Source organism: Methylorubrum sp. B1-46 (assembly GCF_021117295.1).
GTDB lineage: Bacteria > Pseudomonadota > Alphaproteobacteria > Rhizobiales > Beijerinckiaceae > Methylobacterium.
The window spans coordinates 879,374-891,388 of record NZ_CP088247.1 but is presented as its reverse complement, the minus strand read 5'-3'; the positions used below and the strand labels follow the sequence as shown (position 1 = coordinate 891,388).

Below are 12,015 nucleotides of genomic sequence, written 5' to 3'. Positions count from 1 at the left end.
GCGCGGCCCAACCTGCACCGGGACGCCGATGCGCTAACGGCTCGAATTCACCCAGCGCACGAGGTCGGCGAGCACTTGACCGAGCGCCGCGTCGAGGCCCGCGGCGGCGCTCTGCGGATCGACCTTCGGCACCGGAACGCGCGCGGTGAAGACGCGGGCGTTGACGACCCGGCCGCTGCCCTCGGCGATCAGCTTGGCCGAGAGGTCGACCACCGCCTCGCCGGTGCCGGAGTTGATGTCGAACTCGCGGATCTCGCTGACGAGCTGATAGTCCGACGGCACCTTGTCGCTGGGCCGCGAGACCGAGCGCAGCCGGCCGGTATTCTCCAGGCTCTGGATCACCCGCGTCTGGATCAGGCGCGGCAGGCGATCGGCCCACTGGCCGCCGCCGAGGAACGAGAGGGAGCCGCCGGGCTCGCGCACGATGATGCGGTCGGCCTCCATCGGCTGCAGGCCGACGGGCTCGGACACGACGATGGAGCGCGCGGCCGTGCCGACGCGGGCCTGCCCCGGCAGGGCGGCGAGGTCGAAGGTCAGCGGCGTGCCGCCGCCGCAGCCGCCGAGGAGCGCCAGCGGCGCGAGCAGGACGCCTGCCCGCAGGAGGCGACCCGGAAGGGCCGGCGAGGGAGAAAGACGCGTCATACGCTCAGGCACCGTCCATACGCTGTCGGAGAGACTGACGCCCCCTCTAGCACGCGGGAGCATACGCCAACGCTCAAGCTGCGCCGTGCGTGCCGACACATCCTCCCGAATCCGGGTCGCTCAGCGGCCACCGTTGTATTCCGGCAACGACGGCTTGCCACCGAAGATCACCTGAGACGGGTCGCGCTCCAGGCTGCGGGCGGCGCGGCTCAGGGTGTTGAGCGTGCGCTGGCCGTCGGTCGACAGCGCCTCGACCTCGCGGCGGCTCGTGCCCGACAGACGGTTGAAGCTCGTCGAGATGTTGGCGGTGCGCTTGTCGAGATTCTCCGAGAGCGCGCGGAAGGCCTTGCCGGCCTCGCGCACGGAGATCGCCGCCTCGCGGATCTCGGCGAAGGTGCCCGATCCCTGCTGGCCGGAGGCGGAACCGAGGAAGCCTTCGGCGCCCTTGAGCACGCCGTCGATCCGGTCGGCGGAGGCGCTCAGCTTCGCCGCGAGCGCGCGGGCGTCATGGAGGCCGGCCTCGATGTCGGGGCTCGCATTGGCGAGCGCGGTCGAGAAGGTGTCGGCGTTCTCGATCACGCGGTTGAGGCGCTGGCCGTCCACCGCCTTGACGAGCCCGGCGATCGACGGACCGGCATCCGCCAGCGTCTTCGAGAAAGCCTCGACATTGGCCAGCGTGCGGTTGATCGCGCCCTCGTTGCCGGCCACCACCTTATCGAGGCGCTGGAGCACGTCGTCGGCGCGCTGCGCGATCTGCTTGGCCGCCGCCATCATGTCCTGGATGTCGCTCGAATCGGCGAAGATCGTCGGCATCTTGTCGCCCGAGCCCGGCGTGAGCGCCGGTGCGTCGGCGCTGCCGCCCGAGAGCGCGATCTGCGAGACGCCGGTCAGCATCGCGGAATCGAGGCGCGCGCGGGTGTCGGCGCGCAAGGGGGTCGAGGGATCGACCTGCACCACGGCGACGACGCGGCGCGGATCCTGCGGCAGCAGGCGCACTTCGAGCGCCTCGCCGACCTTGATGCCGTTGAACGACACGGTTGAGCCCTTGGCCAGTCCGCCGACCGAGCCGGAGAACACGATGCGGATCGCCTGGGTCGCCTGCCCCCGCGAGCCGCCCTGGAGCCAGAACACGAAGCCGAAGGCGGCCAGCACGACGCCGATGGTGAAGGCGCCGATCAGCACGTAGTTTGCGCGAGTCTCCATCGGCTCAGCTCTCAATCCGATCCGAAGGGGCGAAGCGGTGCGCAACCGCACCGTGGGCGATCATCGAGGGCTTACGCATGGGCGTAACCCGGCGGCACGGCCTGAGCCGGCGTGGCCAGCGCGCGGGCGCGCTTGCCGTGGAAGTAGGAGCGCAGCCAGGGATGGTCGCTCGCCAGCATCTCCTCGATCGTCCCTGCCGCGATGATCCGGCCGTCGCCGAGCGCCGCGATGCGGTCGCAGGCGGTGTAGAGGCTGTCGAGATCGTGCGTCACCATGAAGACGGTGAGCCCGAGCGTCCTCTTCAGGGTCGAGACGAGGTCGTCGAACTCGCCCGCGCCGATCGGGTCGAGGCCCGAGGTCGGCTCGTCGAGGAACAGGATCTCGGGGTCGAGCGCCAGCGAGCGGGCGAGTGCCGCGCGCTTGATCATGCCGCCCGAGAGTTCCGAGGGGTATTTGTCGGCGGCATCCGGCTTGAGGCCGACCATTTCGATCTTGAGGCGGGCGAACTCGTCGAGCAGGCGCTCGGAGAGCTTCAGATGCTCGCGCATCGGCATCTGGATGTTCTGCTTGACGGTCAGCCCCGAGAACAGCGCGCCCTGCTGGAACAGCACGCCCCAACGCTGCTCCAACTGGCGGCGACGGGCGACAGTGAGGCCGTCCACGTCCTCGCCGAAGATCTCGATCGTGCCGGAGCGCTTCGGCACCAGTCCGAGAATGGTCCGCGTCAGAACCGACTTGCCCTGGCCCGAGGGGCCAACAAATCCCAGGATTTCGCCGCGGCGGATGTCGAGGTTGAGCCCCTTCATCACCGTGCGGTGGCCGAAGCCGACCACGAGATCGCGCACGCGAATGATCGCGTCGCTTTGGCCGGGCTCCTGCCCGTTCAAGGAAAGGTGAGGGGTGGTCAAGGGCGCTGTCCGACCGTCTTCCGTCCGCATGAGGCTAGAAATCGATCGCGGCGAAGAAGACCGCGAACAGGCCGTCGAGCACGATCACCATAAAGATTGACTTGACGACTGAGGCGGTGACGTGGCGTCCGAGCGATTCCGCCGAGCCTTGAACCGCGAAGCCCTCGATCGTCGCGATGATTCCGATCGTCAGCGCCATGAACGGCGCCTTGATCAGCCCGACCGCGAAGTGGTGGAACGACACCGCCGCCTGGAGCCGCGCCAGGAAGGCGTCGACGGTCATGCCGCCGTAAATCGCGGCGGTGAGGCCGCCGCCGGCGAGCGCGGCGAGCGAGCCGAGGAAAGCCAGGAGGGGTAAGCCGATCACGAGAGCGAGGATGCGCGGCAGAATGAGGATCTCGATCGGATCGAGGCCCATGACGCGAAGGGCATCGACTTCCTCGCGCATCCGCATCGAGCCGATCTCGGCGGTGAACGCGGAGCCGGAGCGGCCCGCCACCATGATCGAGGTCAGCAGCACCCCGAGTTCGCGTAGGATCAGGAGGCCGATCAGGTTCACGACGAAGCTCTGCGCCCCAAAGCGCTGGAGCTGGAAGATGCCCTGCTGCGCGACGATGCCGCCGACGAGGAACGAGATCAGCACAATGATCGGCACGCCGCGCAGCGCCACCTGTTCGAGCTGGTTGACCAGCGCCGCCATGCGGAAGGTCTGCGGCCGGCGCGCAACCCGGCCGGCGGCGGCCACCACCTCGCCGAGGAAGGCGATGCCGGCCAGGATCTCGCTGCCGCCCTGCGCCACGCGCCGGCCCGTGGAATCGAGGAAGCGCAGTCCGACATTGCGCGTATCGCGCGGCACCGGTTCGGGCTCGCGCAGGCCCATCTCGCCGAGCAGGATGCGGTGCTCCGGCCGCGCGCCGGCATAGGCCAGCCGCCCGCCCGCCGCTTCGATCTCGGCGCGAGTCCGCTCCAGCACCCAGGCGCCGAGGGTATCGAGGCGCACCAGCCCGCTGAGATCCACCAGCACGGGCTGGCTGCGGCCCTGGGCGGCGATCCGCGCCGAGGCACTCTCCACCGCCGGCCCCTGATCCGCGGTCCAGCGGCCGTGCAGGATCACCCGGCCGCTGCCCGCATCGAGGTCGGCGCCCGCAGTCTCCACGATGCTTGAGCCGTCTGCGATCCGCACGCGCCGCTCCCGCTTCCGCTCCGAAAATCTTGAAACGAAATCCTTACCAAGATGCGTCGAATCCGATCCGTCGGTTTCGACGCTGCGGCGGGCCAAGCCGCTGATCGGGACGCCGCCCCGATACCCCGCCAAAGGGATGATCCCTCTGGAATCCCGAGATCGGGCCTATACCGTATGGGGTGAGCCGCCGCCAAATCGCCGGGGATCATGGATGCGTTGCGCCAGTGCGACGAGGACGAGGCCGGCGAGCGCCAGCGGCGCCATCATCAGGAAGGTCGAGGGGCCGCCGAACGCGCCGTAGACCGCGCCGCAGGCCAGCGTGGCCACCGCCGAGACGAGGGCGGTCGAGGCGCCGACCGTCCCCTGCGCCCGGCCGCGAGCGCCCTCAGGCGCGAAGCCGGACACCGCCGCCATGACGCCGAGATGGGTCGCGCCGAAGGTGAGGCCGTGCAGCATCTGGAGCGGCAGCAGCAGGGCGAGGTCGCCGTCCGCGAGGCTGAGGCCCAGGGCCCGCAGCAGAGCGGCGCCCCCGCCGAGGCCGAGCAGGCGGAACGGGCTGCGCCAGCGAACCGGAAAGCGGCCGACCGCGGCGAACAGCGCGATCTCGGCGGCGACGCCGACCGCCCAGAGCGCGCCGATCCAGGGGGGCGAGACGCCGTGGCGCGCCCAATCGAGGCTGCCGAAGGCGTAGATCGCGGCGTGGCTTGCCTGGATCAGCGCCGCCGCGGCGATGGAGAGCCGAAGCACCCGCGGCAGGGGCGGGGAGACCCCCGTCTCGGCGGAGCGCGAGACGGCGGGCCCGGCCTCCGGACCGGAGGCGGCGACGACGGTCGCGACGAGGGCGAGCGCGGTGAGCAGCAGCGGCACCGCGACTTGATCGCCCAGCACGCCGAGCAGCGCGCCGCCCGCGAGGTTGGCAGCGAGGAAGGCGACGGAGCCGCAGAGCCGGATGCGGGCGTAATCGATCTGCTTCGAGCGGCGGGCGGCGGCGAGCGTGAGGTAGTCGATGCTCGGCACCAGCGGCGCCTGCGCCACGGCATTTGCGACGATCAGCGGGACGAGCAGCGCTGCGGCGATGGCGGCCGCCACGGGCATCAGGGCGTAGCTCACCGCCAGGGTCAGACTGCCGGCGACGAGCAGGGTGCGCGGGCGCACGCCGCGGTCGATCAACCCCATCAGGGGCCGCGTCGCGATGACCTTGGTGGCGATCGGCAGAGCGAGCAACAGGCCGATCAGCCCGGCATCGAGCCCGAGCGCGCCGAGCCAGACGGGCATGAACGGCATGGCAATGCCGATCTCCACGAAGACCACGGCGTAGAGGAGGCCGAGCCGGACGGGATCGGGCTCACCGGTCGGAGCTGTACGTGTCACGGGATCGCGGCGAAGCGGGCCGCCCCTCTGATCGGCAGAAAACGTCGCGCGGCGGGGCGAAGCGCGCGAAAGCGTAAGCCGCCGTTAAAGCGCGCCTGTCAATCTCGCATCGACCGTCGATGGTCGCGGCACGCCTCGCGGGGGGGCCGAGTCTGTGCGGGGTGTGATGTCGAGTTCCCGTTCCCTGACGCCGCTGGACGCGTCGCAATACGATGCCATCGAGGACGCCGTCCGGGAGACCGAACGCGGCCGTTGGTTTCTCACCGAATATGCCCGCCGCAACCGCAACGCCGACACCGAGGTGCTGCTGGACGCGATCCGGCGCATCGAGAACGTCGTCACGACGACGGATCGGCCGGACGATGTCGGGCGCTTTCGCGGCGACCTGATGGAGATGGCCGACGCCATCGCCCGCACCCGCGCGGAGGTGGCCGCCCTCTCGACGGCCGAGCAGGGCGAGAGCCGCCTGACCGTGGCGTCGGAGGCCCTCGACGCGATCGTGCGCGCCACCGAGCGGGCGACCTCCGACATTCTGAGCGCCGCCGAAGAGGTGCAGGAAGCCGCCTGGACGCTGCGCGAGACCGGAGTGGATTCCGAGCTCTGCGACGCCCTCGACCGGCACGCCACGCAGATCTACACCGCCTGCTCGTTCCAGGATCTCACGGCGCAGCGCACCAGCCGCGTGGTGCACACCCTGCGCTATCTCGAGAGTCGCATCGCCTCGATGATCGGGATCTGGGGCAATCCCGACGACGCGGTGCCGGTCCTCGACCCGCATGCACATGCGGAGGCTGCGGCCGCCCTCGACCAGAGCGACGTCGACCGCTTCCTCGACATGGAAGCGGCGCCTGTGCCGCCTCAGGCGACCCGGCCGCCGCTGCCGGTCGTGGTTCTCGACAACGACCTCGCCTTTCTGCCGGAGGTTGCCCCGCAGGAGCCCCTGCCGGAGCACGAAGAGGGGTTTTTGGGCGGAGAGGAGCCAGCCGCGCAGGCGCCGGTCGAGCCGGTCTCCCCCGCGATGCTGCTGGCCGACGAGATCTCGGCCGACCTCGCGGCTTTGAAGACGCTGAGCGTCGATGAAGCGGACGCCGAGGCAGCCGAACTGCTGTCGGAAGCCGATCCGGTGATCCTCGACATGGCTTGGGCCGAGGAGGCGATCGCGGCGGGGGAAGCCGAGAGCACGCTCGAACTCGCGCTGGAGACGGAACAGGCGGAAGCCGTCGCCGAGGCATTCGCGCAAGACGAGATGGAGTCGGTCGGCGAGGCTGACACACCGGCCACCGATCTCACCGCCCAGGCCGATTCTGAAATGGTCATGCTGGTGGCGCAGCCCTTGGTCGTGGCGGCCATCGCACTGGGGGACGACGACGACCTCGCCTTCGCCTTTCCCGATCTCGACACGCTGAGCATCGAGGAGAAGATCGCGCTGTTTGCCTGACGGCGCGGCGGGCCGCCGCGCGCGTCATCGTCGCCGATTGGGTTTATACGGGCCGGTGTCATGGCCCTGCATCTTCTGAAACTTTGCGTCGGTCCCGCCTCCATCGACGAGTTGGAGGCACGGATCGCCCATAACCGGGCCGAGGCTCTGCGCCTCGGCCAGGAGCCGGTGACGGCGCACGTCACCCGCATGTTCCCCAAACGGGCGCAGGCCATTGCCGGCGGCGGCTCGATCTACTGGGTGATGAAGGGGACGCTGACCTGTCGGCAGGCGATCCGTGCCATCGAGCCGGTCACGGGCAGCGACGGGATCGACCGGTGCCGCCTCGTTCTCGATCCGGCGGTGATGCCGGTCTCGCCGCGTCCCTGCCGCCCGTTTCAAGGCTGGCGCTACCTGGAGGCCCGCGATGCGCCGGCCGATCTCGACAGGGCTAGTGCCGGCGAGGTCGCCGAGATGCCCGAGAGCTTGCGGCGCGAATTGGCCGCGCTGGGTTTGATTTGAGGGAATTGTCGAGGCGGCCGCCTGTCTCGGCGAGAGCCTGGATGGCCTCGCTCCGAGAGGGGCGAGGCCGAAGCGGTTAGGCCGCTTCCTTCAGTCGCACGGCGGCCGGCGTGATGCCGAGCCGGTCGGCGAGGTGCCAGCGCAGTTCGCGCGGGGAGTGATACTCGTAGGAAGCGTCGATGAGGTGGCTGAGGTCGGCCTGCGCGTTGCGCGCCTGCGTGTCGACCAAGCTGCCCACCCGGAAGGTCGCCGTGTTGGTCACCGGCGAAATGGCGCTCTCGTGGCGCCGGAACTCGATTGTCATTTGCTTTTTATCTTTCTCACCGGATCCCGCGCCTTCGTTTCGGCGTGGCCGGCGTCGTTTCTGGTTGTTTTGGGTTTGGTTGTTTCGCATGTCGGCGGCGCCCGCCGTAAGCACCCCTGGGACACGTGTTCCCGGGGGCTCCCGGCCGATGGGTGCCGTTTCGGCGCTCAGGTGGCGCGGTCGGGCCGGCTTTGAGCCGGCCCCGAGGCGGATCAGACCGCCTGAAGGTTGCCGGCCGCGTCCTTGCCGCTGCGCTTGTCGGTCAGAACCTCGTAGGAAACCTTCTGGCCCTCGACGAGGTTGCGCAGGCCGGCGCGCTCGACAGCGGAGATGTGGACGAACACGTCCTTGCCGCCGTTATCCGGCTGGATGAAGCCGTAGCCCTTGGTCTCGTTGAACCACTTAACAGTCCCAGTATCCACGAATAGTTCCTTCGTTCTTCAAACGCCAAGCGCAAGCATCTACTCGAAGCGAGCACGTGGCATCGTCCGCCGATTTTGCGGGATGACGGGCGGTGTGCGGATCAATCGAAGCCTTTCGCCTCGCCGCCGCCGTCAGAACTGTATGTAGGCCGCCGATGCGGCCTTAACAAGGCAGAATGAGCGGCCGACGGCGCGCGGCCCCGCGCCGCCCTGCCGATCCGGCCCCGGAGTCCCGCCTCAGCCACCCTGTGACAAAGCGCGGGGCCGATGCATATATGAACGTCAATCCAGGCGGTTACGGGACCGCCCTCAAGGCAGTGCGGTCAGGCGGTTCATGGCGGGCATCTCGGTTTCCCTCGAAGGCGCGAACATCCAGCTCTCGTTCCAGAAGGACGACCAGTCGACGGCGGTGGTCATGGACGCCCGCGCCGCCCGCGCCCTCGTGCGCGCCGTCGGCCAGCTCCTTACCGCCATCGACGACGACGGTGAGGTCGACCTGCCCGATGAGAACGGCGACGAGGAAGTCGCGATGCTCGACGTGACCTCCTCGGCCATCGAGGTCGGCACCGATGAGCAGGGGCAGGCGGTGGTGGCGCTCCAGGCCGGCGCGCTGCCGCCGTTCCAGCTCCGCCTGACCGATGAGGAGGCCCGCCACGTGGCCTCCAGCCTCAGCGAGATCCTGGCCGCGCCACGGGACGTCAGGACGTCGCATGGCGGCCATTGAGGCCGTTTTCTGAGGCCTCCGATCGAACTGACTTCGATCAGACTTCCGGCTTGCCCCGGCGACGGCGCGTGCGCTCCGCGCTCGGCAGGGCATCCGGCACCAGGGTGACGGCGACGGGATTGGGCGTGTGATCCATGGCCGCGCCGGTATAGGCATCGACGCCCATCCCGATCACGCCGCCCGCCAGGACGTTGCCGGCGAAGCCGGCGCTGCCCGTGCCGACCACCTTGGTGCGCACCGGCACCGTCTGCGGCCGGAAACCCGGCTTCGTGAAGGTCACGTCGAACTCTTCCGAACGCGGGATATCGAGGGAGCAGGGCGTAGCCGGGCAGAACCGGTTCGTTGTGGTTGCGACCGTGGCACCGGCCGGCTCGGAGGTGAAGGCGATCAACTCGCTCGTGCCGCGGGTGACGCTTCCGCACGCAGCGACGCTCACCGCGACGAGCGCAGCGGCCAGACCCTGCTTGACCATGATGTCACATCCCCCAGCCGCCTGTGCGTACGGTGGGAAAGGTTGTCGAGGCGGCCTTGCATCAACGCGAGCGTGCAACGTGCCGGATGGCGGGAAAATCCCGCAGCTTCAGGATGTCGTGCCGCGAATGTAACATAAAAGGGCCGCGCCCCATTCGTGGGAGGCGCGGCGCAGTTTGCGTCGGTTTGAGATCAGAGCCGAATGCCCGGATCCGTCGGTCCGCCGGGCAGGTAGTCCGGTTCGGAGCCCGGACCACGCGGCTCGTCGATACCGGGATCATCGACCGGATAAGGGGTGCGCGGGCCGGTCGGGCCGATATCGGGCTGGTCGTCGGGCTGCGGCGGGGGCGGGAGATCGCCGGGGATCTGGCCGCCGGGGGTGGGCTCGGGGGTCGGAATGCCGGGATTGGCCATGGACCGCCTCCTTTTTTGGCTTCGGGCAATGGCGGTCCAACACGGGCCCGTCGGTCCGGTTCCGTTCCTGGTTCGTCGCGCCGCCGGCTCGGGTGCGACGCTGTCGCCGTGAGCGGAACCTCGCTCCGGGCGATTGGTTGGCCCGGCAATTCCCCGACACAGACGGAGCCAACGCAATGCCTGATATCCGCGAGGCCAAGATCCTTATCGTCGCCACCGACGGTTTCGAGGAGAGCGAGCTGACGGTGCCGCAGGCGAAGCTGAAGGAAGCCGGCGCCAAGGTCACCGTGGCCAGCCCGCAATCGCGCCAGTCGAAGGGTACGATCCGCGGCTGGGACAAGACCGATTGGGGCAAGGACGTGCCGGTTGATCTCGACCTCGAGAGCGTGAACCCGGCCGATTACGACGCCCTGGTTCTGCCGGGCGGGCAGATCAACCCGGACAAGCTGCGCCTCGAGCCGAAGGCGCTGGAGGTGGTGCGAAGCTTCGTCACCTCCGGCAAGGTCGTGGCCGCGATCTGCCACGGCCCGTGGCTGCTGATCGAGGCCGGAGCGGTCAAGGGGCGCACCCTGACCTCGTTCGCCTCGATCAAGACCGACGTGATCAATGCGGGCGGTGACTGGCAGGACAAGGAGGTCGTGACCGACAACGGCATCATCACCAGCCGCAATCCCGGCGATCTCGAAGCCTTCTGCGACAAGATCGTCGAGGAGGTGAAGGAAGGCCGCCACGAGCCGCGCCAACTCGCCGCCTGATCGCACGCTCTCGCACGACAAGGCCGCCGACCTTCGGGCCGGCGGCTTTTTTCATGCCCGATGAAACGCCGGATCGATGCGCAACGCTGTGTTATCAGCGCTTGGCGACGGCCTTCTGCAGCTTGGGCCGGTCCGAGGCGGCGCCGGCCATCAGCTTGGCGAGGTGGTCCTGGTCGAGACCGCCACCGAGGCTCGCCGGAACGACCGCCGCCTGAACGCCCGGGCGCTCGGACTTCTGGGAGCTGATGGAGCCGGTGGTGACGGGATCGGCCAGCGCCACAACCGGCAGGGCCGGAGAAGCGGGGTCGCGCTGGACCCGCATCGCCCAATGGGCGGCGGTGGAGAGGACGGCGATGGCCAGGATCGCCTTGATGCCGCCGGTCAGGAAACGCCGCATGGTCGAGCCCGAAAACGCTGGGGACGCAGCCGGTTCCCCGGCCTGTCCCCAGCATCGCGCAAGATCGTGAACGAACCGTCCGAGACCCTGCCGGCGCGGCGTGCCGGATCGGGAAGGCGCCGGCACGGATCGCGAGTCGCCTCAGGTTCTGTGGGCGATTTCCGCCGGAGGCTTCTGGTTCTCCGGCTCCGCCGCCGCGCGGGTGCGCCACAGGCTGTAGACGACGCCGAAGGTGAGCAGGACCAGGGTGACGAGGAGCGAGACCCACGGCGGCAGGTGAACGAGTTCGAACGTATCGGCCACGATGATCTTGGTGCCGATGAACAGCAGGATCAGGGCGAGCGCCGTCTTCAGGTAGGCGAAGCGGTCCACCATCGCCGCAAGCGCAAAGTAGAGCGCGCGCAGGCCCAGGATGGCGAAGATGTTCGAGGTGTAGACGATGAACGGGTCGGTGGTGATCGCGAAGATCGCCGGCACGCTGTCGACGGCGAAGATTACGTCCGCGATGTTGACGAGCACCAGCGCCACGGCGAGCGGCGTCAGCCAGCGGACGGTCTTGCCCGTCTTCGGGTCGGGCTTGCGGACGATGAAGTGCTGCCCCTCCGGCTTCTCGGTGATGCGGACCCACTTCTTGAGCAGGCGCATGGAGGTGCTGTTCTGGATGTCCTGCTCGTCCTCCTCTTTCGAGACGAGCATCTTGATGCCGATATAGAGCAGGAAGACGGCGAAGACCGAGAGCACCCAGTGCGCCTGCTGCACGAGGGCAGAGCCGAGCCCGATCATCAGGCCGCGCAGGAGCACGGCGGCGAGGATGCCCCAGACCAGCACCCGGTGCTGGGCCGCCCGCGGCACACCCAGCGAGGTGAGGATCACCGCAATCACGAAGACGTTGTCCATCGACAGCGACTTCTCGATCACCAGGCCGGTCACGTATTCCTGGGCCGGGTCGAACCCGAGCATCCACCAGATCCAGCCGCCGAAGGCGAGGCCGAGGGTGAAGTAGAAGGCGGTGAGGAGCAGGCTCTCCTTCACGCCGATCTCGTGGTTCTTGTCTCGGTGGAGCAGGCCGAGATCGAAGGCGAGCAGGCCGGCCACCAAGGCGTGGAAGCCGAGCCACATCCAGACGGGCTTGCCGAGCCACTCGTGGGTGAAAAATTCCATCATCATCGCGCGGGACCGGATGCTTCACTTTCGGGAGAGCATCGGCTCCGACATCGCGGAAGCGTCTGCCGCGCCTCTCTCGAACGGGCCGCCGGACCGGCGGACGAAGGGTCTCACCGGA

The 12,015-nt window shown here is 68.9% G+C and carries 15 protein-coding genes; 4 read left to right on the top strand and 11 right to left on the bottom strand.

The genetic code is table 11. The features are described 5' to 3' along the window. Nucleotides 1–33: 33 nt before the first annotated feature. The 5 genes from LPC10_RS04350 to LPC10_RS04330 all read right to left on the bottom strand — a co-directional run bounded on the left by LPC10_RS04350 (nt 34) and on the right by LPC10_RS04330 (nt 5,307). Nucleotides 34–642, bottom strand: a complete 609-nt coding sequence (locus LPC10_RS04350; RefSeq protein WP_231345618.1) for an ABC-type transport auxiliary lipoprotein family protein — start codon at nt 640–642, stop codon at nt 34–36. Nucleotides 643–762: 120 nt separating this feature from the next. Then, nucleotides 763–1,845 (bottom strand): MlaD family protein, encoded by a 1,083-nt coding sequence (locus LPC10_RS04345; RefSeq protein ID WP_231345617.1) that lies wholly within the window; start codon nt 1,843–1,845, stop codon nt 763–765. Nucleotides 1,846–1,916: 71 nt separating this feature from the next. Then, on the bottom strand, nt 1,917–2,753 hold the full coding sequence (locus tag LPC10_RS04340) for an ABC transporter ATP-binding protein (protein ID WP_370644651.1): 837 nt from the start codon (nt 2,751–2,753) through the stop codon (nt 1,917–1,919). Nucleotides 2,754–2,787: 34 nt separating this feature from the next. Then, a complete protein-coding gene (locus tag LPC10_RS04335; protein ID WP_231345616.1) occupies nt 2,788–3,936 on the bottom strand; it encodes an MlaE family lipid ABC transporter permease subunit in 1,149 nt (382 codons plus the stop codon). A gap of 165 nt (nt 3,937–4,101) precedes the next feature. Continuing rightward, on the bottom strand, nt 4,102–5,307 hold the full coding sequence (locus tag LPC10_RS04330; protein ID WP_231345615.1) for an MFS transporter: 1,206 nt from the start codon (nt 5,305–5,307) through the stop codon (nt 4,102–4,104). Nucleotides 5,308–5,473: 166 nt separating this feature from the next. On the opposite strand from LPC10_RS04330, the gene LPC10_RS04325 reads away from it, so the two are divergent. After that, complete coding sequence (locus tag LPC10_RS04325; RefSeq protein ID WP_231345614.1) at nt 5,474–6,745, top strand: hypothetical protein; 1,272 nt, start codon at nt 5,474–5,476, stop codon at nt 6,743–6,745. Between the two features lie 60 nt (nt 6,746–6,805). Beyond that, a complete protein-coding gene (locus LPC10_RS04320) occupies nt 6,806–7,246 on the top strand; it encodes a DUF1489 family protein (protein WP_231345613.1) in 441 nt (146 codons plus the stop codon). 76 nt (nt 7,247–7,322) lie between these two features. On the opposite strand, the gene LPC10_RS04315 is transcribed toward LPC10_RS04320, so the two are convergent. Both LPC10_RS04315 and LPC10_RS04310 read right to left on the bottom strand, forming a co-directional pair. Continuing rightward, nucleotides 7,323–7,550 carry an AsnC family transcriptional regulator gene (locus LPC10_RS04315; RefSeq protein WP_108938853.1) on the bottom strand — a complete coding sequence of 76 codons (228 nt, stop codon included), beginning with the start codon at nt 7,548–7,550 and terminating at the stop codon, nt 7,323–7,325. A gap of 212 nt (nt 7,551–7,762) precedes the next feature. Continuing rightward, a complete protein-coding gene (locus LPC10_RS04310; protein ID WP_009866236.1) occupies nt 7,763–7,972 on the bottom strand; it encodes a cold-shock protein in 210 nt (69 codons plus the stop codon). A gap of 334 nt (nt 7,973–8,306) precedes the next feature. Here LPC10_RS04310 and LPC10_RS04305 point away from each other — a divergent pair, with 334 nt between their 5' ends. Then, a complete protein-coding gene (locus tag LPC10_RS04305; protein ID WP_003598900.1) occupies nt 8,307–8,696 on the top strand; it encodes a hypothetical protein in 390 nt (129 codons plus the stop codon). Between the two features lie 37 nt (nt 8,697–8,733). On the opposite strand, the gene LPC10_RS04300 is transcribed toward LPC10_RS04305, so the two are convergent. Together LPC10_RS04300 and LPC10_RS04295 are read right to left on the bottom strand one after the other, a co-directional pair. After that, nucleotides 8,734–9,168, bottom strand: coding sequence for a translation initiation factor 2 (locus LPC10_RS04300; protein WP_231345612.1), 435 nt, complete (start codon nt 9,166–9,168; stop codon nt 8,734–8,736). Between the two features lie 191 nt (nt 9,169–9,359). Continuing rightward, complete coding sequence (locus LPC10_RS04295) at nt 9,360–9,581, bottom strand: hypothetical protein (protein ID WP_231345611.1); 222 nt, start codon at nt 9,579–9,581, stop codon at nt 9,360–9,362. 176 nt (nt 9,582–9,757) lie between these two features. On the opposite strand from LPC10_RS04295, the gene LPC10_RS04290 reads away from it, so the two are divergent. Continuing rightward, a complete protein-coding gene (locus LPC10_RS04290; protein WP_231345610.1) occupies nt 9,758–10,336 on the top strand; it encodes a type 1 glutamine amidotransferase domain-containing protein in 579 nt (192 codons plus the stop codon). A gap of 94 nt (nt 10,337–10,430) precedes the next feature. On the opposite strand, the gene LPC10_RS04285 is transcribed toward LPC10_RS04290, so the two are convergent. Both LPC10_RS04285 and LPC10_RS04280 read right to left on the bottom strand, forming a co-directional pair. Then, entirely contained in the window at nt 10,431–10,733 is a 303-nt protein-coding gene (locus LPC10_RS04285; protein ID WP_231345609.1) for a hypothetical protein, read from the bottom strand. A gap of 141 nt (nt 10,734–10,874) precedes the next feature. Then, complete coding sequence (locus LPC10_RS04280) at nt 10,875–11,900, bottom strand: TerC family protein (RefSeq protein WP_231345608.1); 1,026 nt, start codon at nt 11,898–11,900, stop codon at nt 10,875–10,877. Nucleotides 11,901–12,015 lie beyond the last annotated feature (115 nt).

Bases quoted from the DNA above. Each gene is read 5' to 3' on its own strand.
- LPC10_RS04350 (WP_231345618.1), bottom strand. From the start codon at position 642: ATGACGCGTCTTTCTCCCTCGCCGGCCCTTCCGGGTCGCCTCCTGCGG.
- LPC10_RS04345 (WP_231345617.1), bottom strand. From the start codon at position 1,845: ATGGAGACTCGCGCAAACTACGTGCTGATCGGCGCCTTCACCATCGGC.
- LPC10_RS04325 (WP_231345614.1), top strand. From the start codon at position 5,474: ATGTCGAGTTCCCGTTCCCTGACGCCGCTGGACGCGTCGCAATACGAT.
- LPC10_RS04320 (WP_231345613.1), top strand. From the start codon at position 6,806: ATGGCCCTGCATCTTCTGAAACTTTGCGTCGGTCCCGCCTCCATCGAC.
- LPC10_RS04315 (WP_108938853.1), bottom strand. From the start codon at position 7,550: ATGACAATCGAGTTCCGGCGCCACGAGAGCGCCATTTCGCCGGTGACC.
- LPC10_RS04305 (WP_003598900.1), top strand. From the start codon at position 8,307: ATGGCGGGCATCTCGGTTTCCCTCGAAGGCGCGAACATCCAGCTCTCG.
- LPC10_RS04300 (WP_231345612.1), bottom strand. From the start codon at position 9,168: ATGGTCAAGCAGGGTCTGGCCGCTGCGCTCGTCGCGGTGAGCGTCGCT.
- LPC10_RS04295 (WP_231345611.1), bottom strand. From the start codon at position 9,581: ATGGCCAATCCCGGCATTCCGACCCCCGAGCCCACCCCCGGCGGCCAG.
- LPC10_RS04290 (WP_231345610.1), top strand. From the start codon at position 9,758: ATGCCTGATATCCGCGAGGCCAAGATCCTTATCGTCGCCACCGACGGT.
- LPC10_RS04285 (WP_231345609.1), bottom strand. From the start codon at position 10,733: ATGCGGCGTTTCCTGACCGGCGGCATCAAGGCGATCCTGGCCATCGCC.
- LPC10_RS04280 (WP_231345608.1), bottom strand. From the start codon at position 11,900: ATGATGATGGAATTTTTCACCCACGAGTGGCTCGGCAAGCCCGTCTGG.